Genomic DNA, 22,519 nt, shown 5'->3' on the forward strand with positions numbered 1-22,519 from the left:
GTCAAATTTATCGTGGACGATTGGTCGCGTCGAGCACAACAGGAATGGCGCGTGAATTGCGGACTATTGTTGCTCGTTGCCAAACAGAATATTACTTAGGTCATTTTCCATTTAAAACCAGGAGGATAACATGACAAGAGTGCATCTGGCAGTGGCGTTTGCGGCGCTTGTCGCAGGTTCCGAAGCGGCCTCGGCAGCTGTGATCGATAACATTAACGGCAATTTCCTGCCGCCCTTCAATGTGTTTGGGCCGCCTATCGAAAACATCGGTTGGACCTATACGCCGTCTTTTTCCTATAATCTGGATGGCGTTTTTTCGTATTTCAAGGCCGTCCCGAACGCCACCGCCGGCGCGCGAACAGTCACAGTCGTCATCGAAAATACCCCGGGCGGTTCCCCCATCGCCAGCGGAACTTTCACTGTCGGAAACGGCGGTGGCGCTCAAGGGGCGACCTTTTCACCCATTACACTTACTGCGGGTCAAACCTACTTCGTGGGCTTCGAGAATGTCGGCGATGGAACAGGCTCCAATACGAGCGGCGGTTTGGGCATCAACATTGTAGATTGGTATTCAGGTGTAAATGGTCAGCCTCTTAACCAGCAACCTGCCGGCACGGTCAACCTGAATGGTTGGTACTACGGTACGGCTTCGGGTAATGATTTCTCGAATTTCGTATCGCAAACGCCGTTTGCCGCGCCGATACTCAACTTCTATGGGACGCCAATCAGCACGGGCGCCGTCCCCGAACCGTCCACTTGGGCAATGATGCTGCTCGGCTTCGCCGGCCTTGGCCTGGCCGGCTATCGTCGGCAAAGAAAGACCGATGCGGTTGCCGATGCGGCCTGATCCGCGAGCGCCGCTATAAATTGCAAGAGACCGCCGCGAGGCGGTCTTTTCGTTTTTAAGGCCGCTTGTCGCCAGAAGCGAGTTTGAACTGTTCTCCAAGCGGTTGCTGCCTTAATGATGACCGAGGGCCCTACAATCCTGACGGTGGTTTTGCAAGGCAGGGAGTTGCGCATGCCTCGCGAGGTTGTCAGCGACCGGATTCGCGCAGAGCAGATCCGAATGCTCTATGGAACCGGGCGGGTGGGCGTCATCGCCGCCGCCGTTTCGGCCTTTCTGCTTGCCGGGGCATTGCAATTCATTGGCAGTTCGTCGTCGCTCGGAACCCGGTTGTGGTTGGCCTACGTCGTTGTCGTCGTGACCGGCCATCTCGCGCTGTGCCGACGGTTTTGGCGCGCGGCGCCCGCCGACGCCGCCTGGCGCCCATGGGCTTTGGGGTTCGTCGCGTTCAGCGGCGCCGAGGGAGCGATGTGGGCCCTCGCCTCGGCGGCGCTGACCACGCCCGGGCAGGTCGATCAGCAGCTGCTCGTGTTGGTGGTTGCCGGCTCGGTCGCCGCTGGCGCCCTGGCGGTGTTCGGCACTTACCTTCCCGCCTTCTACGCCCTGCTGTTTCCCTTCGCCGTTCCTTATGCAATCGCTGCGGCGGCCGGGGGCAGGCCGTTTGACCATTCGCTTGCAATATTGTTCCCCATCTACATCGTCGCCTTCGCGGTCCTGGGGCGGAAAATCAGCGCAAATCTCGTTGAAACGCTGCGCCTGCGCTTCGAGAACGAGGATCTGGCCCGCGAGTTGCGCATTCAGAAAGAGGCCGCCGAACAGGCCAATATCGCCAAATCAAGCTTTCTCGCTGCGGCAAGCCATGATCTTCGCCAGCCCGTCCATGCGCTGAGCCTGCTGGTCGGCGCGTTGCAGGGGCACGCGATGAGCGACGAGATGCGGGGTCTCGTCGAGCACATCGGCGGTTCGGTCGCCGCCATGGACGGCCTCTTCAATTCGCTGCTCGACATTTCCAGGCTCGACGCTGGCGTCGTGAAGACCAGCATCGAGGAGTTTGCGATCCAGCCGCTGCTCGCGCGAGTCTGCCGAGACTACGGCGACGAGGCCGAGACCAGGGGCCTGGGTCTGGTTTTGCTCCCGTGTTCCGCCATCGTGCGCAGCGACCCGGTGCTGATCGAGCGAATCCTGCGCAATCTCGTCGCCAACGCGCTGCGCTACACGGAGAGCGGGCGCGTCGTCGTCGGGTGTCGCCGACGCAACGGGCTTCGGATCGAGGTTTGGGATACCGGGCGCGGCATCCCGCCGGACCAGCAGCAGCAGATCTTTCGCGAGTTCTACCAGTTGGCCAATAGCGAGCGCGACCGTGCGAAAGGCCTCGGATTGGGGCTGGCGATTGTCGACCGGCTTGCGAAACTGCTCGATTGCCGCCTCTCGCTAAAATCGGCGCCCGGCAAAGGCTCGGTGTTCCGGATCGTCGTCCCGCTCGCCCACAATCAGGTTCTCAACGCCGCCCTTGCGCCCGAAGCGCCATTGAACGCCATGCCCCGCGGGCTGATCCTGGTCATCGACGATGACGCCGCCATTCAAGGGGCCATGGCAAGTCTGCTGTCGAGTTGGGGACACGAGGTCGTGGCGGCCGGTTCCCTTGCCGAAATGCTCGAGCGCGTCGAGACATCGCTGCGGCGCCCCGACCTCCTGCTTTGCGATTACCGGCTGCGCGATGGCGAGAACGGCATCGACGTCATCCGACGCTTGCAGTCCGAGTATAACGAAGCCCTGCCCGCGGTGCTGATTACCGGCGATACGGCCCCCGACCGGCTCAGAGAAGCAAGGGAAAGCGGCCTGATCCTGCTTCACAAGCCGGTCACCAACATCAAACTCAGGGCGACGGTCGGAAATCTGATTCGGGCCAACATCGGCGATAGGCTAAAGGATGCGGAGATATCCGGGAGCGAGCAGCTTTCTTAAAGCGATCCGGCAGCCATCCGTCTCCTTGCATTTTCCCGGCGGCAGGACCGTCTTTGCTGCCCGTTGCGCGGTGAACGCGGCATAGCCGGCGAGGCTCGCGAAGGACGGCGACGACCGCCGCAAGCGCCAGCCGCGCGCGCCGCCCGCCTCATTCAACCACCACTTCCCGGTCCGCCGGCCATTTCAGGCGATAGGCGAGGCGCAGTTCTTTGGCGGCGTTTGGCGCGAGGTCGAAACGCCAGCGCAACAGGCCCTGCTTGCCTTCCGGGGACTTTTCGTCGGGCGGCGTGGTCTGTCCCAGAATCTCGATGGCGATGGCGCTGTTTTCCGAAAAAGGCGTCTGGTCGGTGACCACCGCGTGGATCGGGAAATCGTGCAGGTTGCGCACGACCGTGCCGACCTCGCGGGTTTCGGTGCGGGTCTGGCCAAACAACGACGGCTCGTTTTCCTTGCGCGACACGGGGGCGCGCACAACGCTCACGCGGTCGTCGGCGCCAAAGCCCAGATCGAGCGCCGCGCCCGGCGCCGCAAAAGCCAGCCGGCTCTGGCCGACCAGCGCGCCGTCGCGGAAAATCGAGACTTGCCCCGGCAGCAGCGGCGCCTCTTCGCCATTGACGAAATGAGCGGAAAGGAAAGCGCGCGGATCGAGCGCCGGAGAAATCCGCCAGCTAAGGGCGGCTTCCGGCTGCTGCATCGTCAGGCCGATGTTTTTGGTCGTCCCATCCGAGGCGAGGCTCACTTTTCCCGGCGCGCGGAATTTCGACTGCCAGGTTCCGGCCTCGATCCGGCTTGGTCGATCTTCGGCGCGCATCGGCGCCGGCGCCGGCGCGGCGGCGAGCGTCGAGGCGGCCTTGGCCTGCGGCGCGGCGCCGACGGGAAAGGCGACCGGCGGCTGGACAAAATCAACGATCCGGGGCGTCACCTGCGGCGCCTCGGTTCCCCCGGTGGCGGGGAAGGCGGCGAGGACCAGCGACACATTACTCCAGTCTTCGCCGGTTGTTTGCGAGATCAGCGCGCGGCGGCTCAGCTCCAGATGGGGCTTGCCGTCTTTTCCGCCGCTGTCGAGCCGCGCGTCATAGGCCGGGGTCCAGCGCGCGCCGGGGACGCGGTAGTTGAGAACCAGCCGGAATTTTCCAGCCGCCGGGGCCTCGACTTCGACCGCGACATCCCGCGCCGGCCCGGCAAAGGACGGGGTCGGGCGGGCCGTCTCCAGCGCCTTGATGCGGGCGTCGATCTCGGCGACGGCGGCGCGTGCGGCGCGCAAGTCGAGCCCGATCTTTTCGAGCGCCACGCCGATGACCTCCCAGACCTGCGGCCAATCCTCCGGCTTCAGCGCCTTGCCGTCGGCGCCGAGCTTTTCCGGGTTGGCGTGAGAAAAGCGTTTCATCATCGCCTGTTTGCCGTCGAGCGCGTCGATCTTGACCTGGGCTTCGTCGCGCTCCACCCGGAGTTTCTTGAGTTGCATCTCCAGCGCGCTGTCGCTGACCGGCGCCGGAGCCTTTCTCGCATCCACCGCGCCAAGCAGGATTTTCTGGTCGCCTTCGCCGCTGACGCGCAGCGAGCCGGGATCGATTCCACCGGGCAAGGCGTGAAACACCAGCCGGCTCGTCCCGGCGGGCAGATCGACGTCGGCTGAGCGCGTCACCAAGGCCGCATCGGGATAGAGCGTCACCGTGTCGATGCGCGAGGCGGCGTCGATGTCGGCGGCGCGCGCCGGAGCGGCAGCGCACAGGGCCAGAATCGAAAGGGCGGCGGCTTCTCTTTTACGCATGTTTTTGTTCCGGGCTTTGGCGAAGGCGGATCATTCGCCGCCATTTGCGATTTTTTTTCGACGCAAAAGCGCCGTTACCGATTTGCAAGGCGCTTTTGCTGGACGGGGGCGGCAATCGCCGACATGGTCGGCGCGACCGCTGCACTCGAAAAGGCGCCCGCGTGACCGAATTTTTTCGCCGGATCGGGCGCAGCCTTTACGACCGCGCCGTGATCCCGCTGATGCTGACGGCGGCGCTCTGGGGCGCCAATGGCGTCGTCAGCCGCGCGGCGGTCGGCGAGGTTTCGCCCATGACCATGGTGACGCTGCGCTGGCTGGTGGTCTGCGCCCTGCTGGCGCCGCTGCTGCATGGCCAGATCGTCCGATATGAAGGCGAATTGCGCCGGCGCTGGCGCTATATCGGCTTGATGGCGCTCTGTGGCTATACCGGCTTCAACGTTTTGTTCTATCTCGCCGGCTACTGGACCAGCGCGGTCAACATCACGCTGCTGCAAGGCTCGATCCCGCCGATGGTCCTTGCCGGGGCCGCCTTGTTCAAGGGGCTTCGCGTCACGCCGATGCAGATCGTTGGCATGGCGGTGTCCTTTGCCGGCGTCGGGTTGATCGGGACGCGCGGCGACCTTTCCAATCTCGCGGCGATGGACTTCAATCGCGGCGACCTGATGCTGCTCGCCGCCTGCGCGCTTTACGCCGGCTATACGATTGCGCTTCGCGACCGGCCGCATCTGCCGCCGATGGTGTTTTTTGCCGGCATGGCGATCGCCGCTTTCGCCGCGTCGCTGCCTTTGTTCGCCGTCGAGATTTTTTCGGCGAGCTATCGCTGGCCAACCGCCAAGGGCTTTGCGCTGGTGCTGTTCGTCGGCCTCGGGCCGTCGCTGGTCAGCCAGCTGTTTTTCATGCGGGCGGTCGAATTGATCGGCCCCGGCCGCGCTGGTATTTTCACCAATCTGACGCCGCTGTTTGGCGCTTTTTTCGCGATCGTTTTGCTCGGCGAGCCTTTTCACCTTTATCATGCGGCGGCGCTGGCGCTGGGTCTTGGCGGCATAGGTCTGGCCGAGACCGGCAAGAGGCGCGCGGAGGAGCCTGTATGAACCGACGCCGGATTCTGGCCAGCCTGCTGCTGTGCGCCCTGGCCTTGAAGGCTCGCGCACAGGAGGCGGGCGAGTTCGGCAAATTTGTCGAAAGCTTGCGGGCTCCGGCGCGCGACGCCGGCGTGCCGGACGCGATTTTCGACTCCGTTGCATCGAGCCTCGCGCTCGATCCCTCGCTGACCGGCAAGCGCGCCAGCCAGGGCGAATTCGTCGTGCCGCTGAAAACCTATGTCGAGGGGGCGGCCAATCCCGTCCGCGTCGCCAAGGGACAGGCCATGCGCGACAAGTTTTCCGCGCCCCTGCGGCAGATCGCGAAAAAATATGGCGTTGCGCCGGAAATAGTGGTGGCGCTCTGGGGCATGGAGAGCGATTTCGGCGCATCGCGCGGCGACCGCGACATTTTCCGCGCGCTGGCGACGCTGGCCTTCCTCCATCGCGACAATCCGGTCTATGCGCAGGAATTCGTCGCCGGCCTCGCGCTGCTGCAAAAAGGCGTCGCGCGCGAGAAATTGCGCGGTTCATGGGCCGGCGCGATGGGCGATCCGCAGTTCATGCCCTCGGCCTATCTCAAATATGCCGTGCGTTTTACCGGCGACGGCCCGCCGGAAATCTGGAGCAGCGGCCCGGATTCGCTCGCCTCCATCGGCAATTTCCTCAAACAATCCGGCTGGCGGCCCGGCCTGAAGCCGGTAATCGAGACGCGCGTTCCGGCAGGCTTCGACTATGCGACGCTGCGACAGGATCTTGCCGGCTGGGCCCGCGCCGGTTTCAAGCCATTGGACGGCGCCGCCTTGCCGCAAGGCGGGGAGGCCATGCTGTTTTTCCCGGCCGGCGCGCAAGCAAACAATTCCGCCCCGGCCTTTTTGCTCAGCGAAAATTTCTTCGTGCTCAAAGCCTATAATTTTTCCGATTCCTACGCTTTCGGCGCCGCAACCCTGGCCGAGAAAATCGCCGGGCGGCCGGTTTTGCGCGAGAACTGGCCAGCGGAAGCGCAGCCTTTGACCCAAGCCGAGCGCGAGGCGATCCAGCGCGGACTGAGCGCGGCGGGGTTTTATGACGGCAAGATCGACGGGCGTTTCGGGCCGGTGACGCGGCTCGCCATTCACGCCTTCCAGCGCAAGGCCGGGATCGCCAAGGCCGACGGCTATCCTTCGCGCGCGGTTCTGGAGGCGCTGCGGCGAAACTGACGAAAAAGCCTCCGTTTCGGGAGAAACGGAGGCTCGACAACTCGGGAACCGGCGCGTCGCGTGAACGGCGGTTTTATTCGGCGGCGCGTTTCATCGCCGGATAAGAGCAATGCGCGTCATTGGCGAAGGGCGCGGCGACATCGCTCGACTGCACGAAGGGGATGCGCAAAGTCGCCCAGACATCGACCAGCGACTCCACGAGATGGGCGATATGGGCGTCGCCATGGTAGGGAGTCGGGGTAATGCGCAAGCGCTCGGTCCCGCGCGGCACCGTCGGGTAATTGATCGGCTGGATGTAGATGCCGTGGCGGTCCAGCAGCATGTCGGTCGCCGCCTTGCACAATTGCGCGTCGCGCACCATCACCGGCACGATATGCGACAGATTGGCCATGACCGGCAGGCCGGCCTGCATCAGCGCATGTTTGGTGAGCCAGGCCTGGCGCTGGTGCGCCATGCGCAATTCCGGCCGCGCCTTGGCGATGCGCACCGATTGCGTGGCGGCGGCGGCGACCGCCGGCGGCAGGGCGGTGGTGAAAATGAACGAGGGCGCATAGCTGCGCACCGAGTCGATGATCGCCTGACTCGCCGCGATATAGCCGCCTATAACGCCAAAACCCTTGGCCAGCGTGCCCTCGATGATGTCGATGCGGTGCATCTGGCCTTCGCGTTCGGCGACGCCGCCGCCCCGCGCGCCATACATGGCGACCGCATGGACCTCATCGATATAGGTCATGGCATGGTATTTTTCCGCGAGGTCGCAGACGTCCTTGATCGGCGAAATATCGCCGTCCATCGAATAGAGGCTCTCGAACACGATCAGCTTGGCGCGCTCCAGCGGTTGGGCGGCGAGCAGTTCCTCAAGATGGGCGACGTCATTATGGCGCCAGATCTGACGCTCGGCGCCCGAGCGGCGCACACCTTCGATCATTGAATTATGGTTGAGCGCGTCGGACAGGATCAGGCAGCCGGGCAGAAGATCGGCGATGGTCGAAATGCCGGCGAGGTTGGAAATCCAGCCGGACGTGAAGACGAGCGCGGCCTCCTTGCCGTGCAGGTCGGCGAGTTCTTCCTCAAGCTTCACCAGCGGATGGTTGTTGCCCGAAATGTTCCTGGTGCCGCCCGCGCCCGCGCCATGCATGGCGGCGGCGCTTTTCATCGCGGCGATCACTTCAGGATGGACGCCCATGCCGAGATAATCGTTCGAGCACCAGATGGTGACGTCCTGCGCTACGCCGTCGGTCCGGCGCCAGGTGGCGTGCGGAAAGCGCTTCGCGTCACGTTCGATGTCGGCGAAAACACGGTAACGCTGTTCGGACTTCAAGGTCCCGATGGCGTCTTCGAATACCTGCCGGTAGTCCATTTTCTCTGTCCCTTGGCCCCGCGCGCCGGCGAACCTCGTCGAACCGGCTGAACCGCTAGATTAACCGCCTGCCTAAGCTACAGGCTTTTTCGCGCCCGGACTTGTGTCATTTTGTCGCATTTCGCGGCAGTTTCGACAATTCCGCACCGACGCTCGCTAAAAAAACACGCAGTGACGGCGCTTTTCCTTGCGCTGGATCAACTTTGGCGTTTTTTTGCCGCTTGGCAAGGCCGGTTCCTTGAGACCTTGGCGCCGGATTGCGGCGTCAGCCGCCCTTGCGCCAAAGCCAAGGTTTGCCGGTTGGCGGCCGTGGCGAAAACGCGTCACGGGAATCGCGGCAGCGGTTTGGCGCTTTCGGGCGGGGCATAGCGCGCCACGTTCAATTCCATCGCCAGCAGCGTGTAATAGCCGAGGATCGCCGTCAGATCGACAACCCCCTTGTCGCCAAAGCGCGTTTGCGCCCGCGCATACGTGACATCCGAAACGCGCCTGTTGTTTTGCAGTTCGGTCGCGAAATCATAGACGATCGCCTCGTCCTCGCTCATCGCCTCGGGCCGCCGGCCGTCTGCGATGGCCGCGACGATTTCAGGCTTGATTCCCTGTTTGAGGGAAATCGGCGCATGGACAAACCATTCGTAATCCTGCGACCAGTTTCGCGCGACGACGAGGATCGCCAGCTCGCTCAAGGTCACGCCAACCGCCGAATTATAGCGCAGATAATCGCCCATCGCGCGTGCGCTGCTCATGACCTGGGGGCTGTGCATCAAGGGTTCGAACGGCCCGAACACCGGGGTTTTCCGCGCGGCGAGAAATTCATCGGCGGCCTTTTTCTGGATTTCGTCATATTGCGCGGGCGGGATCGTCGGCAGGCGCTGTTGCGCGCGCGCCGACGATCCCGCGCCCAGACCGAGCGCCTCGAAACAAAGGACAAGCGCTGCGAAACAACAGGCGGCGAGCGCCCGAAAGCCAATGTGCCGAATGGACATGCAACCTCCCGATTTTGGTATTTGACAGGCGAGTATTGATCCGCGCGCGGTTTCAGACAACGCGCAAACATTTGAGAGGGCGGGAATTTGGCGCCTTGTCGTGGGCGGGGGGCGTGTTTCCGTTCCGCGGAAAATGCGCCGAAACGCCTATCCGGCGAGGCAAAAAAGCCTTCGGACTTGGCCTGTACCCAAAAAACCTATAGCTCTCCGCCTTGTCAGCCCGCCGAAGGCCGAGTTTCGTTGCAAGGACCGATCATGCTGCAGGACGCCGCCGTCCAAATCGCGCCGAAGGAAAAGACGGCAAACGCCTCCCAAGGGGCCGCGCCGCTACAGGACAGGCTCGATTCGGCGATCCTTGCCGCGCGCGAAGCGCTGCTGGCCAAGATGGACCCCGGCGGCTGGTGGTGTTTCGAATTCGAGGCCGACGTCACCATTCCCGCCGAATATATCATGCTGCTGCATTTTCTTGGGCGCCCGGAGCCTGAGCTGGAGCGCCGGATCGTCCTTTATATCCGTCGAATCCAGAGCGAGGACGGTTCCTGGCCGCTCTACCCGGAAGGCGAGGGCAACCTGAGCTGCACGGTCAAGGCTTATTACGCGATGAAACTGGCGGGCGCCGGGGTCGACGATCCGGCCATGGCCAAAGCGAGGGCCTGGATCCGCGCCCATGGCGGGGCGGAACGGGTCAATATGTTCACGCGCATCGCTCTGGCGCTGTTTGGACAGATCCCCTTTCGCGCGCTTCCGGCCCTGCCGGTGGAGGTCATCCTGCTGCCGCTGTGGTTCCCGTTCAACATGTATAATATCGCCACCTGGTCGCGCACGGTGATCGCGCCGCTGTTGATCCTGTTGGCGAAAAAGCCGGTCGCGGCCAATCCGGGAAAGATCGGCGTCGCCGAATTGTTCATAGAGAACCCCGCCGATGTCGCCTATTTCCGGCCCAAGAACTGGATCGACAAGGCTTTCGGCTGGCTGGACACCGCCCTGCACTGGGCCGAGCCGCATATTCCCGCAAAGTTGCGCCAGAAGTCCATCGACGCGGCGCTGGCCTTCACGCTGGAGCGGCTCAACGGCGAGGATGGGCTCAACGGCATTTTCCCCGCCATGGCCAACGCGCTGATGGCCATGGACGCTCTGGGGTTTCCCGACGACCATCCCGACAAGGCGGTCTGCCGCAAGTCGCTCGACCGGCTGTTGCAGGAGCGGGGCGAGGAAGTCTATTGCCAGCCCTGCCTGTCGCCGACCTGGGACACCGCCATCGCCATCCATGCCTTGCTGGAGGCGGGCGCCGAACCGCCGGAGGTGAAGGACGCGCTGGACTGGCTGGCCTCGAAACAGATCGACGCGCCGGGAGACTGGCGCAAACGGGAGCCGGGGCTGGTTTCGGGAGGCTGGGCCTTCCAGTTCAACAACCCCTTTTATCCCGACCTCGATGACACCGCCATGGTGGCGAGCGCGCTCGACCGCGCCAACAGGACTTTGGGCGCCGGCGACGCCGCCCGCGACGCGGACCTGCGCCGCGCCGACGCCTGGATTATCGGGATGCAGGGATCGAGCGGCGGCTTTGCGGCCTACGACAAGGACAATAACAAGGAATATCTGAACCGCATTCCCTTCGCCGATCACGGCGCCATGCTCGATCCCGATTGCGTCGACGTTACCGCGCGCTGCCTCGGCTATCTCGCCCAGCGCGGCTATGCCTCCGATCATCCGGCGCAGGCGCGCGCGATCGCCTATATCAAGGCGGAGCAGGAGCCGGACGGTTCGTGGTATGGCCGCTGGGGCGTCAATTACATCTATGGCGTCTGGTCGGCGCTGATCGCCCTGAACATGGCCGGCTTGCCGCCGCAGGACGAATGCATCCACCGTGCGCTGCGCTGGCTCAGGCAGATTCAGAATCAGGACGGCGGCTTCGGCGAAACCACCGACGACTATATTTACCGCCGCTATGCGCCGGCCGGAAAAAGTGTGCCGTCGCAAACCGGCTGGGCGCTGCTGGCTTTTTGCGCGGCGGGCGAGGCGGCCTCGGACAGCGCCCGGCGCGCGGCCGACTGGCTCCTCGCCAACCAGCGCGGCGACGGGCTCTGGCGCGACGAAATCTATACCGGCACGGGCTTCCCGCGCATGTTCTATCTGCACTATCACGGCTATCAGGCCTATTTCCCGCTGCTGGCGCTGGCGCGCTGGCGCAATCTCAACGCCTCGGGCGCCCCGGCGCCGCAATTTGCGATCTGAGCGGGCGCTCGCGGGCCGCACGCGCGGGAGCAAAAGCTACAAGCTTTTTGCAACCCTGCGATGACGAAAGTCATGGACTTGCGCGCATTCGACTTGAGTATAAAATCGAAAGAAGTACAATTGACAACTCCTTTGACCGAATCGCGGGGCTCCTGCGTCAAGGTCAAGGAAATATCCCAACGGTTCCGGCCCGAACGCGGTTTTGGCCTTGGCCCATTTTTGGCATAAACCGGTTTTGGACCTGAACTGGGAGGCAGCGTGGAGCAGCAGTTGACGCGTATTTTGATCGCCGACGATCATCCGCTCGTGAGGGGCGCCTTGAGACAGGCCGTAGCCAATGCCGTGGCGGGAGTTGAGATCATCGAATGCGGCAGTCTCGCGGAAGTGATCAAGGCGCTCGAAGGCAAGCTGGAAGTCGATCTCGTCCTGCTCGATCTCGCCATGCCGGGCGTGCGCGGCTTTTCCGGGCTGATGGTGTTGCGCGCGCAATATCCCGGCGCTCCGGTCGTTGTCGTCTCCGGTCACGAGGAACGCAACGTCATCCGCCTGTGCATCGATTTCGGCGCCTCGGGCTTCATCCCCAAGAGTACCGACATGGAGACCATGCAGGGCGCCATTCGCTCGGTGCTCGCGGGCGAGGTCTGGGTGCCCGCCGATGTCGATCTGCATGGTCCGGCCGACCGCGACACCGTCGACAGCGTGCGCCGTCTGGCTTCGCTGACGCCCCAGCAGGTGCGCGTGCTGATGATGCTCTCGGAGGGCCTGCTCAACAAGCAGATCGCCTATGAGCTTTCGGTTTCCGAAGCCACGGTCAAGGCACATGTCTCCGCCATCTTGCAGAAACTCGGCGTGGAGAGCCGCACCCAGGCGGTGATCGCCGCCGCGCGAATCGAGGCGATGAGCGGCGCCGGCAATGGCGGGCTTTCCGGCGATTGATTTTCCTGCCTACGACGGACAAGGGGTCGAACATGGCTTTGGCTTCGCTCCCTCCCCTCATTCGGCGCGCCCGGCCGCAGGCCTGCGCGACCCTGCTCGTCACGCTCGGTTGCGGTTTTGCCGCCTGCGCCGAGACCACAAATCCTGCGCAAACCCCGCCTGAGCAAGCGCAGCCCGAAAAGGCCGGCGACGCCGCCAATGGCCGTTTCGTCATGACCCCGGTCGCCGAAGGGTTTTTGCGGCTCGACACCCGCAGCGGACAGGTTTCGCTCTGCACGCTCAACGCCGGTCAGGCGCAGTGCCGCGCCAGCGCCGACGAGCGCGCGGCGCTGGAGGCGGAAATCGACCGGCTGGCCAGGGAAAACGCCGCCTTTAAAGGGCAGGCGCCCAAATCGGCGCAAAACGCTGACGCAGCGCAAGGCGCCAAGCCGGCGCCCGACGAGGAGGAGCGCCGCTTCGACCGCGCTCTCGACCGGGCAGAACGCTTCTTGCGCAGGATGATGCAGATTTTCCGCGACTCCAGCGGCGACAAGCGTCCGGCGGCGCCGTTATAATCCACTTCCTGCGGCAAGGATTTCGACATGAGCCAGGACACCCCCCCCTCGCGCCACCCTTTCGAGCCCCGCGAGGCCGATCTCGCCGCCGGACGCCAGCCGGCGCCGAGCGAACTGGAGAATTTTCTCGGTGGCTCGCCGACGGCCGTGCTGGTCCGCCTGTTGATCGTGTCTCTGATCGTCGGTTTTTTCCTGGTCTGGCTCGACATCCGGCCCGTCGACGTGCTGTTTGGCCTGCGCAACATCGTCCGGCGCTTCTGGGATGCGGGCTTCGACGCGATTCGCGACATTGCCGAATATGTGCTGGCGGGGGCGGCGATCGTCGTGCCGCTGTGGGTCGCGCTAAGGCTGCTGAACATGCGGTCGCGCAAATAATTAGGTATGCCGGATGGCCACAGATTGCAAAAATCCTGCGGATTCCTGACGGTTTCATGAGACGGCCATCCGGGCTTATTATTTCGGTCATATCGGTCTGAAACTCTCCCGCCATGAAAATTTGCATCGTCACCGACGCATGGCGCCCCCAGGTCAATGGCGTCGCCATCACCCTCGCCAACCTGATGGCCGCCGGCGAAAAGCTCGGCCATGAATTCGTCGCCATCGGCCCGGACCGGTTCCACACCATCGCCGCGCCGTCCTATCCCGAAATCCGGCTGGCGCTGACCAGCCCCAAGGCGGTCGGCGAACTCATCCGCGCGCATCGGCCCGATCATATTCATATCGCCACCGAGGGGCCGCTCGGCGTCGCCGCCAGCTATTGGTGTCCGCGCAACGGCGAACTATTCACGACGAGCTACCACACCCGTTTCCCGGAATATGTCGAGGCGCGCTGGCCGATCCCCGCCGCTTGGTCCTATGCGGCGCTGCGCCATTTCCATCAGGGCGGCGCCGGCCTGATGGTCGCCACCCAGACGCTCGCCGACGATCTTCACGCGAGGGGGTTCCAGCGGCCGATGCTGTGGCCGCGCGGCGTCGACGAGCAAATGTTCCGGCCCGTGGCGGAACTGCCGGCGGAACTGAAAAACCTGGCGCGCCCGTTCTTCCTCTATTGCGGCCGGGTGGCGCCGGAGAAGAACATCGAGGCCTTTCTGGCGCTCGACCTGCCGGGCTCGAAAATCGTCGTCGGCGACGGCCCGGCGCGCGCGCCGTTGCAGGAGAGGTTTCCAGACGCCTGTTTCGTCGGCGTGAAACCGCGCGAAAAACTGGCGGGTTTTTATTCCGCCGCCGATGTCTTCGTCTTCCCCAGCCGCACCGACACGTTTGGCAATGTCATGCTGGAGGCTTTGGCCTGCGGCGCGCCGGTCGCCGCCTTCCCCGTTCCCGGCCCGGTCGATATCGTCACCGATCCGCGCATCGGCGTGCTCGACGAGGACTTGCGCGCCGCCTGCCTCGGCGCGTTGAAACTGTCGCGCGAAAACTGCCGCGATCACGCCTTGCGTTATACCTGGCCGGAAAGCGCGCGCCTGTTCATCGAAAATGTTTTGCGCGCGAGGGCTGAGGCTTTTTCGCGGCGGGTTTCGGCCTGAAGGGTGCTACGGCGACCGGCGCCGACCTGCTCAAAAACAGGAATTTCGGCGGCCATTGCGGGATTCGGCTGCAAAGCTTGCCCATAAGCGCTGCTTCGCAAAAACGCTAATCCGCCAAATGCCTTGCGAACCAATCGACAGCAAGGCGAGCGCTTTCGTCAAAACCGGCTTCGTAAGCGGTAAAGTGGCCGCCGGAGATCTGGACAAGGTCGATCAACGGGACCGTCGCCGCGATCTTGATCCCTTCGTCCGGCGGCGTGAGTCTGTCATCGGGCGCGACAATGCAGCGCAGCGGGATTCGGGTCCTGACCAGGAAGTCGATGGGCTCGAAGGGCTCCGTGAGGGCGCCAATTCTGACCTCGTTGCGCCAGGTCGGCGCCCGCTCCCTGCTGACCCGAGTGAACCAGTCATGCGCGTCATCCTGATACATGATGCCGAGCCCGTCGGCAGTGGCCGTGGCGGCTGGAATGACATCGTCGAGACGTCCATTCTGAATGGCGGCGGTGATTTCTGCGACCGTTGCCGCGGAAAGCTGCAATCCGCCCATGCTGAAGCCGGGAACCTGGGCGACGGCGCAACGGATCGGCAGAGGCTCCGCCGCAAGCATGATCACTTGTCCGCCGGAATAACTCGAACCCCAAACTCCGATGCGGTCGGGGTCGACTCCGGATTGGCGGCGCAACCACGCGATGGCGTCGCGATAACCCTCCAATTGCAAGCTCGGCGCAGGAGACTGACGGGGCTCGCCATCGCTGACGCCAAAACCGAAGTGGTCATAAACGAGCGTCATGAATCCTGCGCAGGCAAAAGCTTCGGCGTAAAGATCGAGAAACATCTCGCGCACGGCCGTGAGCCCGTGCGCCATCACGACGCCCGGCTTCGGCGTGTCGCCTTCCGGTCGATACAGCCATCCCCGAAGCGCGGCGCCATGGGAGGTGAACGTGACATCCTCTCGAGAAAATTTCATTGAAATCTCCAGGCTGCCGTTACTCGCTCCCGCCAAGATTGGCGATCGACCGGCTTGAAGTCAATCGGCGAACGGCGGTCCCATGACCGGAGTCGGAGCCACGATGACGCCGGCGCCGACCGATCGAAAAGCGCGCCTTTGCGCCGACCGCCGCTGCTGCCGATGCGGGTCGGGACGGCGAACCGTGGGAGCGGCCCAAGCGAAGCGGAACCCTGTTCGAGCGAACCGAAGGTCCGCGTTTGAGTGTTTTCCAGCGAAGCGGATGCCGGTTCGCATGCAGAAAAAACGTAAAAAAAGTAACTAGAACCCCTTTTCCGTTCAATCGGATCGGAAAATGCTCTGGCGGATAAAACTTCAAAACGCGAACTCGAGCGTTTTCGGTGAACAAAATTTGTCCGGACGCGCCAGTTATTTTTTTAATATATATTCTCTTGCGAAAAGTCTCCAAATTGTCGGAAATATGCTCTATTCAAAAAATAGCATAAATTGACGGTTGCACGCCCTGTTTGCCGCCGGCGAAATTTCAGAATGGTCCGCAGTTGGGCATCCAGGCGCTTTCGTTTGGTTCAAGCGCGCGGATGTCAGCTCGGGCGTCATGACCCGGTCATTCGCATGACCAGATGCGGGCATTCACCGACATGGGTCCATGTCCGGCATCGAAGGGCGAAACCCTGCGATTTCAGGCGCATGGAATAGACCGGCGGATCCTTTTGGGCTCGCAGAGGGCAAAAAAAGGGACATGCGATGACAGGCAGGGACGCCAAGAGGGTTAAGGAACTGCTCGACACCGATCATCTGGCCGAGGCGCTGGAAAGTGACCGGTTCAAGCAGTTCCTCGACCACGTGCCGGTGGCCATCGCCGTTTCGGAACTCCATCCTTCCGAAACCGTCACCTATGCCAACCTGGAATTCGAAAGGCTGACGGGTAAATCTGTCGCAGAAATTGAAGGCAAGAGCTGGCGAACCCTGCCCGGGGTCGCCGCCGCCGACGACGACAACCGAAAATTGAGCGATGCGGTAAGAGACGATGAGGAATATATCGGCGAATTCATCATCGAGCATGATGCCGGATCGGTGAATGTGGACGCCTGGTCCAATACAATCGAAGACGAGACCGGGAAGCCGATATTCCGTCTTGTCGCACTTGCAAGCGTGTCGCGCGCCGCCGTCGGCGAGCCGCAGGCGAAGGCGAAGGCGTTGCCGGGAAACGATGTTCTTCTTCGCGAACTGCAACACCGCGTCAAAAACAATCTCCAGTTGATCACGGCCTTGATCCGGATGGAGGCGCGCAAGGCGCCCGACGACGCGATTGTCCAAAGCTTCGACAGGCTTGCCGGCAGGATTCACGCGCTGGCCGTTTTGTACGACGCCCTTTCGCAAGAAAATGCCAATGACACCGTCGACCTTGGGGCCTATCTCGGACAGATAGCGACGTCGGTCATCCAGGCCCACGCCACCGAAGGCATTCGTCTCGACATCAAACTCGATACGTGGCCCGCATCGGTAAACGTGGCCATGCCGGCTGGACTTGTCGTGAATGAATTGCTGACCAACGCGCTGAAGCACGCCTTCGTCGGGCGCGATGGAGGCGCCATCAAACTTCACAGCCTGATCGACGACCGCGGTTGCCAAATTGTTGTTGCCGACGATGGCGTCGGTCTGCCTGAAGGCGTGGTCTGGCCGAAGCCCGGAAAACTCGGCGCGATCATCGTCCAGTCCTTGAGGCAAAACGCATCGGCGAAAGTGGCCGTGACGTCATCGCCGGGGAAAGGCATGAGCGTGACGATATCTTTCACGAAAGCCTCCGGATCATTGAAATAGCCTTCGCGAAGCGTTGGACCTCCTGGCGCCAGTTTGCGATTGCAGTCTGCGGTCGGCGCCCAACGCCCGGTTTTCATCCTCTCAAATCCAGTCCGCGACCCCCGTCCCCACCGCCTCCTCGATCTGGCTCATGCCCCGCGCGCGCAGATGCGCGGCCAGTCCGGCCTTGATGCGTTCGATCAGGCCCATGCCCTCGTAAACCAGCGCCGAATAGAGCTGGATCAGCGTCGCGCCCGCCTCGATCTTGGCCCAGGCGGCTTCCGGGCTGTCGACGCCGCCGACGCCGATCAGCGGGAATTGCTTTTCGACCCGTAAAAAGGTCTGCGCCAGCATGTGCGTCGAGAGCGCGAACAAGGGCGCGCCCGAAAGGCCGCCGATCTCGCTTTGCGCATCGTCGCGCATTGTATCGGGACGCGACGAGGTGGTGTTGGAGACGATCACGCCGTCGATGTTTTTCGCGCGGGCGACCCGCACCACGCCGTCGAGTTCCTTGAGCGTCAGGTCGGGGGCGATTTTGAGCAGCACCGGACGGCGCGGCAGGGTCTCCGCCGCCTCGTCGCGCGCCTCCAGCACACGGGCGAGCAGGTCGTCGAGCGCGCCGGCCTGTTGCAGATTGCGCAGGCCGGGCGTGTTGGGCGAGGAGACATTTATCGTGAAATAGCTGGCCAGATCGGCGAAAGCCCAGATGCCGGCGACATAATCGGCGGCTCGGTCGGTCGCCTCCTTGTTGGCGCCTATATTGACCCCGACCACCCCGCCTTTGGCGCTGCGCGCCAGCAGCCTATCGCGCGCCGCCGCGTGGCCCTGGTTGTTAAAGCCGAAACGGTTGATGACGCCGCGATCCTCATGCAGCCGGAACAGCCGCGGTTTTGCATTGCCAACTTGAGGGAGCGGCGTCAGCGTGCCGACCTCGGCAAAGCCGAAACCGAGTTGCAGCAAAGCGTCGGGAACGCGGGCGTCCTTGTCGAAACCGGCGGCCATGCCGACCGGATTGACAAAATCCAGTCCGAAAACATTTTGCGCGAGAATGTCGTCATCGACCGGCGCCGGCGGCAGCGGAAAATAGCGCAAGGCGAAAACCGTCAGATTATGCGCGCGCTCGGCCTGGACCGCATGAAGCATCGGCAAGGCGACGGAATCGAAAAAACCCATCATGTGAAAATTCCGGAAAAATCGGGCGCGCCGTCGGCGCGAAGCGGCAGGGGAATTTTTGTCACCGCCAGCGCGGTCGGCAGCGGGCCGTAAAGATGCGGGAAGGGGGCGCCGCCGCGCGAAATCTCATAGACCAGTTTTTCGCCCAAAATTTCCTCCTCGACGCCGACCAGCAGCAGGCCGGGGCGGCCAAAAAAATACTTCGCCGCCGTCTCCTCGACTTGCGCGCGCGTCGAGAAATGGATGAAGCCGTCGGCGAGATCGACGCCTGAACCGGCAAAAACGCCTTCGACGAGCGCCGCCTCCCATTCCTGCGCCGTCAAGATTTTATAGATCAGAGCCAAGCCGCATCCCCCGCGTCAACCCCGGATTTACGCATTTTTCTCGCCACGGCGCCAGACGCGAGCGTGGCCGCGATGCGGGAATCGCGGCAAATTGCCGGCCATTGGCCTGGAAATGCTGGTTTTGTCGCTGCGCAGAAGCTAAAACCTTCGGCTCTCACCCTTTGAAATGGAGGCGGCGGAGCTTTTTCGCCGAAAACCAGCCGGAATGACGCAAAACCTGCCCGACCTCGCCGCATTCGCCCGCCAATCGACCGCCTGGCCGTTCGAGGAAGCGAAGAAACTTGTGGCGAGGATCGAGCGCACCGGCCAGAAACAGGTGCTGTTCGAGACCGGCTATGGTCCTTCGGGCCTGCCGCATATCGGCACGTTCGGCGAAGTCGCGCGCACCACCATGGTGCGCCACGCCTTCCGCACCCTGACCGGCGACGCCATCCCGACGCGGCTGCTGGCCTTTTCCGACGATCTCGACGGATTGCGGAAAGTGCCCGAAAATATTCCCAACAAGGATCTGGTCGCGGCGCATCTGGGCAAGCCCTTGACCCAGGTTCCCGATCCATTTGGCGAATATTCGAGCTTTGGCGCACATAACAACGCGCGGTTGCGCGCCTTTCTCGACGCCTTCGGCTTCGATTACGAATTCGCGTCGGCGACCGCATATTATCAATCCGGCCGGTTCGACGCGACCTTGCTGAAAGTGTTGGCGCGGTATGAAAAAGTGCAAAAAATCATGCTGCCTTCGCTGCGCGCCGAGCGCGCGGCCTCCTATGCGCCCTTCCTGCCGATTCATCCGCGCACCGGCGTCGTCATGCAGGTTCCGCTCGACGAGATCGATGTGGCGCGGGGGCTGTTGGTCTGGCGCGACCCCGATACGGGCGAAAAATTCGAGACGCCGGTGACCGGCGGCCAGTGCAAGCTGCAATGGAAGCCCGACTGGGCGATGCGCTGGTGCGCGCTTGGCGTCGATTACGAAATGGCCGGCAAGGACCTGATCGATTCGGTCAAGCTGTCGGGCGAGATCGCCCGCGCGCTCGACGGCGCGCCGCCGGAAGGTTTCAACTACGAACTCTTCCTCGACGAGAACGGCCAGAAAATATCGAAATCGCGGGGCAATGGCCTGACCATCGACGAATGGCTGCGCTACGCCAGTCCCGAAAGCCTGTCGTTCTTCATGTACTGGAAGCCCCGCGAGGCCAAAAAACTCTATTTCGACGTGATTCCGCGCGCCGTGGACGAATATCTGGCCTTTCTCGACGCCTATCCGCGCCAGGACTGGAAATTGCGGCTCGGCAATCCGGTCTGGCACATTCATGCCGGCGAACCGCCGGCGCCCGAGTTCATCCATCGCGGCGACGGCGAGGACGGCGAGGCCGGAAAGACCGCGATTTCCTTCGCCATGCTGCTCAATCTGGCGGCGGTGGCCAATAGCGAAGACCCTGCGGTGCTGTGGGGCTTCCTGCGCCGCTATGCGCCCGACGCCAGCCCGGAGAAATTCCCGCGCCTCGACGCGATGATCGGTTACGCCGTGGCCTATTTCCGCGATTTCGTGCGGCCGAAGAAGGTTTTTCGCGCGGCCGACGAAGTGGAGCGGGCGGCGCTGGAAAAGCTTGGCGAGGGGCTCGCCGCCCTGCCGCAAGGCGCCAGCGCCGAACAGGCGCAGACCCTGCTTTACGACGTGGCGCGGCCGATCCCGCGCTATCAGAATTTATCCGCCAAGGGCGCGACGCCGGAACGGCCCGGCGTATCGAACGACTGGTTCAACATGCTCTATCAGGTGCTGCTCGGCGAAGATCGCGGCCCGCGCTTCGGCTCTTTCATCGCGCTTTATGGCGTCGACAACACCCGGGCGCTGATCGCCGACGCCCTGGCGGGCAAATTCCTCAAGGCCGTCGCCCCCTGATCGGGTCCGGGATCGGGCGGAACCGTTGGCGCGGCAGGTGGCTGGTCTTGGTCCATACAAAAGGCTGGCGCGTCCATTCCCAGAGGGCGCGCCAGGCGGCGAAACTGAGCGCCAGCAAATAGACGGGCGCCAGCAGCAGGACCGGCGAGGCGCTCAAATTCCGCCGCCTCATGCCGATCAAGTTCGGCGTGACGAAAACCAGCGCGCCGAACAGGACGATGCCGAGGCTGAAGCTGTCGAGTATCAGGCGCTCGGGGTCTTGCGGCGCAAGCAGGTCGCCGAACCACAGGTCGCGGATCAGGCGGACGACATAGAACGGGCCGAACAAGGGGCCGGCGATCAGGCTCGTCATCGCGCAAAGCGCGGAAAAGGCCTCGAACAGGCCCATTTTGCGGATATTGCGGCGCGGCGTGCGCAGGAACACCGCCAAAGTCTGCATCCACCCCTTCATCCAGCGCGTTCGCTGCCCCAGCCAGTCGGAAAAATTTATCGGCGCGTCCTCGTAGGTCGCGGAATCGATGGTTTCGACGCGGTAGCCGAAACGCGCCAGCCGCAGGCCGATATCGGCGTCCTCGGTGACGTTCCAGGCGTCCCAGCCAGCCACGCGGCGCAACAGGTCGGTGCGGAAATGGTTCGACGTGCCGCCGAGCGGCATCGGCATGCCGAGCCTGCCGAGGCCCGGATTGACGACATCGAACAGCGCCGCATAGCTTATGGCGAAGAAATAGGCGAAAAAGCCGTCGCCGCCATTATCCACCGCGAGGCGGGCCTGAAGGCAGGCGACGCGCGGCCCCGCCGCCGCGTAAGCCTCGGCGGCGACGCGCAATTGATCGGGCTCGGGCCGGTCTTCGGCGTCGAAAATCGTCAGCAATCGACCGCGCGCCAGCGGCAAGGCGACATTGAGCGCGCGCGGCTTGGTTTTAGGCGCGCCGGGCGGCGCGACCACGATTTCCATGTTCGGCGCGAGGCCCGCCGCCCGCAGCGCCGCCGACGTTTCAAAATCGTCGGCCTCGAGCACGAGCTTGACGTCGAGTTTTGCCGCCGGATAGTCGAGCGCCTTGAGCGCGGCGACGAACTGCGCCGCCACACTCGCCTCGCGGTACATCGGCGCGATGATCGTATAGGTCGGCAGCGCGCGCTCGCTCAAGCGACGCGGCGGCGGCGGCGCGCGCAGTAAATGCGCGGCTATCGCGCAGGAGCGCACGTAAATGCCGCCGAAAAACAGCAGCGACAGCAACAGCGACGAAACGGCGAACAGGCGCGGCTCGCTCGCAAACATTCCCGCCAGCACCGCGAGGATCAGCGCGATGGCGAAAAAATTGCTCCGGCGCACTTGCGGCGCGCTGGCGCTGAGGCGGGCGTCTGCGCGCGGCAGGGCGAAGCTCGCGTCCTCCGACAGGGCGCGGCGGCCCTTGGCTCGCACCAGCGCGGAAAAGAATTTCGGCGCGCAGACGGCGATGCGGCCCCACGCCCCAGGCGTGTCGGCGAGGCGCAAAAGATTGACGACCTGTTTGCCGCGCGGCGCCATCAGCCAGTCGAATTTTTCTGCGTTTGGGTCGGCGCGCGCGACGCTGGCGCGCAGCGCCGCGCGGTAATCGAAGCCGGGCGCCAGCACCATCGCGCGTTCGATGAAAGGGCAGTTCAGCCTTGACGCCAGCGCCCGGTAATAGGCGCTCTCTTCGATCAGTCCCTCGGCGATCAGCGCTTCCTCCGCGCCGACGCCCTGTTCCCGGGCGCATAGCGCCGCCCATTGCAGGGCTTTTCGCGGGACATCCGCCTCGCTCAGAAACGCCACTTCCGGCGGCAGCAATTCTCCCGGCCACTCGGCCGCTTCGCAATTCTCGGCGATTCTATATAAAGAAACGGAACGCATGAGCGAGACG

Annotated in this window: 18 protein-coding genes; 11 read left to right on the forward strand and 7 right to left on the reverse strand. The window is 63.4% G+C overall.

The genetic code is table 11. From position 1 onward, the window contains the following. Positions 1-130: 130 nt before the first annotated feature. Both QZY01_RS10930 and QZY01_RS10935 read left to right on the forward strand, forming a co-directional pair. Entirely contained in the window at positions 131-847 is a 717-nt protein-coding gene (locus tag QZY01_RS10930; protein WP_294536985.1) for a PEPxxWA-CTERM sorting domain-containing protein, read from the forward strand. Positions 848-1,018: 171 nt separating this feature from the next. Then, positions 1,019-2,809: a hybrid sensor histidine kinase/response regulator gene (locus tag QZY01_RS10935; protein WP_294536988.1), complete on the forward strand. Its 1,791-nt coding sequence runs from the start codon at positions 1,019-1,021 to the stop codon at positions 2,807-2,809. 148 nt (positions 2,810-2,957) lie between these two features. Here QZY01_RS10935 and QZY01_RS10940 read toward each other — a convergent pair whose 3' ends face one another. After that, on the reverse strand, positions 2,958-4,580 hold the full coding sequence (locus QZY01_RS10940; protein ID WP_294536991.1) for a mucoidy inhibitor MuiA family protein: 1,623 nt from the start codon (positions 4,578-4,580) through the stop codon (positions 2,958-2,960). 161 nt (positions 4,581-4,741) lie between these two features. Here QZY01_RS10940 and QZY01_RS10945 point away from each other — a divergent pair, with 161 nt between their 5' ends. Both QZY01_RS10945 and QZY01_RS10950 read left to right on the forward strand, forming a co-directional pair. After that, positions 4,742-5,671, forward strand: a complete 930-nt coding sequence (locus QZY01_RS10945; protein WP_294536993.1) for a DMT family transporter — start codon at positions 4,742-4,744, stop codon at positions 5,669-5,671. Next, on the forward strand, positions 5,668-6,858 hold the full coding sequence (locus QZY01_RS10950) for a lytic murein transglycosylase (protein ID WP_294536996.1): 1,191 nt from the start codon (positions 5,668-5,670) through the stop codon (positions 6,856-6,858). The genes QZY01_RS10945 and QZY01_RS10950 overlap by 4 nt, the downstream gene beginning before the upstream one ends. Before the next feature lie 73 nt (positions 6,859-6,931). Here QZY01_RS10950 and hemA read toward each other — a convergent pair whose 3' ends face one another. Further along, positions 6,932-8,218, reverse strand: a complete 1,287-nt coding sequence (hemA, locus tag QZY01_RS10955) for a 5-aminolevulinate synthase (RefSeq protein WP_294536999.1) — start codon at positions 8,216-8,218, stop codon at positions 6,932-6,934. Positions 8,219-8,541: 323 nt separating this feature from the next. Then, positions 8,542-9,204, reverse strand: coding sequence for a carboxymuconolactone decarboxylase family protein (locus QZY01_RS10960; protein ID WP_294537001.1), 663 nt, complete (start codon positions 9,202-9,204; stop codon positions 8,542-8,544). Between the two features lie 255 nt (positions 9,205-9,459). Between QZY01_RS10960 and shc the strand changes: the two genes are divergently transcribed. The 5 genes from shc (at position 9,460) to QZY01_RS10985 (ending at position 14,455) form a co-directional block, all read left to right on the forward strand. Further along, positions 9,460-11,439 (forward strand): squalene--hopene cyclase, encoded by a 1,980-nt coding sequence (gene shc / locus QZY01_RS10965; RefSeq protein WP_294537002.1) that lies wholly within the window; start codon positions 9,460-9,462, stop codon positions 11,437-11,439. Between the two features lie 270 nt (positions 11,440-11,709). Then, entirely contained in the window at positions 11,710-12,375 is a 666-nt protein-coding gene (locus QZY01_RS10970; protein ID WP_294537003.1) for a response regulator transcription factor, read from the forward strand. Positions 12,376-12,407: 32 nt separating this feature from the next. Next, positions 12,408-12,929: a hypothetical protein gene (locus tag QZY01_RS10975; protein WP_294537004.1), complete on the forward strand. Its 522-nt coding sequence runs from the start codon at positions 12,408-12,410 to the stop codon at positions 12,927-12,929. Between the two features lie 27 nt (positions 12,930-12,956). Beyond that, positions 12,957-13,304, forward strand: a complete 348-nt coding sequence (locus QZY01_RS10980) for a DUF6460 domain-containing protein (RefSeq protein ID WP_294537006.1) — start codon at positions 12,957-12,959, stop codon at positions 13,302-13,304. A 113-nt stretch (positions 13,305-13,417) separates the two neighbouring features. Then, positions 13,418-14,455 carry a glycosyltransferase family 1 protein gene (locus QZY01_RS10985; protein ID WP_294537007.1) on the forward strand — a complete coding sequence of 346 codons (1,038 nt, stop codon included), beginning with the start codon at positions 13,418-13,420 and terminating at the stop codon, positions 14,453-14,455. Between the two features lie 106 nt (positions 14,456-14,561). Here QZY01_RS10985 and QZY01_RS10990 read toward each other — a convergent pair whose 3' ends face one another. Continuing rightward, positions 14,562-15,422: an alpha/beta fold hydrolase gene (locus QZY01_RS10990; protein ID WP_294537009.1), complete on the reverse strand. Its 861-nt coding sequence runs from the start codon at positions 15,420-15,422 to the stop codon at positions 14,562-14,564. A gap of 744 nt (positions 15,423-16,166) precedes the next feature. On the opposite strand from QZY01_RS10990, the gene QZY01_RS10995 reads away from it, so the two are divergent. Next, entirely contained in the window at positions 16,167-17,243 is a 1,077-nt protein-coding gene (locus tag QZY01_RS10995; RefSeq protein ID WP_294537010.1) for a histidine kinase dimerization/phosphoacceptor domain -containing protein, read from the forward strand. 81 nt (positions 17,244-17,324) lie between these two features. On the opposite strand, the gene QZY01_RS11000 is transcribed toward QZY01_RS10995, so the two are convergent. Continuing rightward, positions 17,325-18,398: a quinone-dependent dihydroorotate dehydrogenase gene (locus tag QZY01_RS11000; RefSeq protein WP_294537012.1), complete on the reverse strand. Its 1,074-nt coding sequence runs from the start codon at positions 18,396-18,398 to the stop codon at positions 17,325-17,327. Beyond that, entirely contained in the window at positions 18,395-18,739 is a 345-nt protein-coding gene (locus tag QZY01_RS11005; RefSeq protein ID WP_294537014.1) for a DUF952 domain-containing protein, read from the reverse strand. The genes QZY01_RS11000 and QZY01_RS11005 overlap by 4 nt, the downstream gene beginning before the upstream one ends. Positions 18,740-18,944: 205 nt before the next feature. Here QZY01_RS11005 and QZY01_RS11010 point away from each other — a divergent pair, with 205 nt between their 5' ends. Beyond that, positions 18,945-20,636, forward strand: a complete 1,692-nt coding sequence (locus QZY01_RS11010; RefSeq protein ID WP_294537016.1) for a lysine--tRNA ligase — start codon at positions 18,945-18,947, stop codon at positions 20,634-20,636. Here the strand turns inward: QZY01_RS11010 and QZY01_RS11015 are convergent. Then, positions 20,617-22,509: a glycosyltransferase family 2 protein gene (locus QZY01_RS11015; protein WP_294537018.1), complete on the reverse strand. Its 1,893-nt coding sequence runs from the start codon at positions 22,507-22,509 to the stop codon at positions 20,617-20,619. The two genes, QZY01_RS11010 and QZY01_RS11015, sit on opposite strands and share 20 nt — an antisense overlap. Positions 22,510-22,519: the final 10 nt, after the last annotated feature.

This window comes from uncultured Rhodoblastus sp. (assembly GCF_903903185.1).
Lineage (GTDB): Bacteria > Pseudomonadota > Alphaproteobacteria > Rhizobiales > Beijerinckiaceae > Rhodoblastus.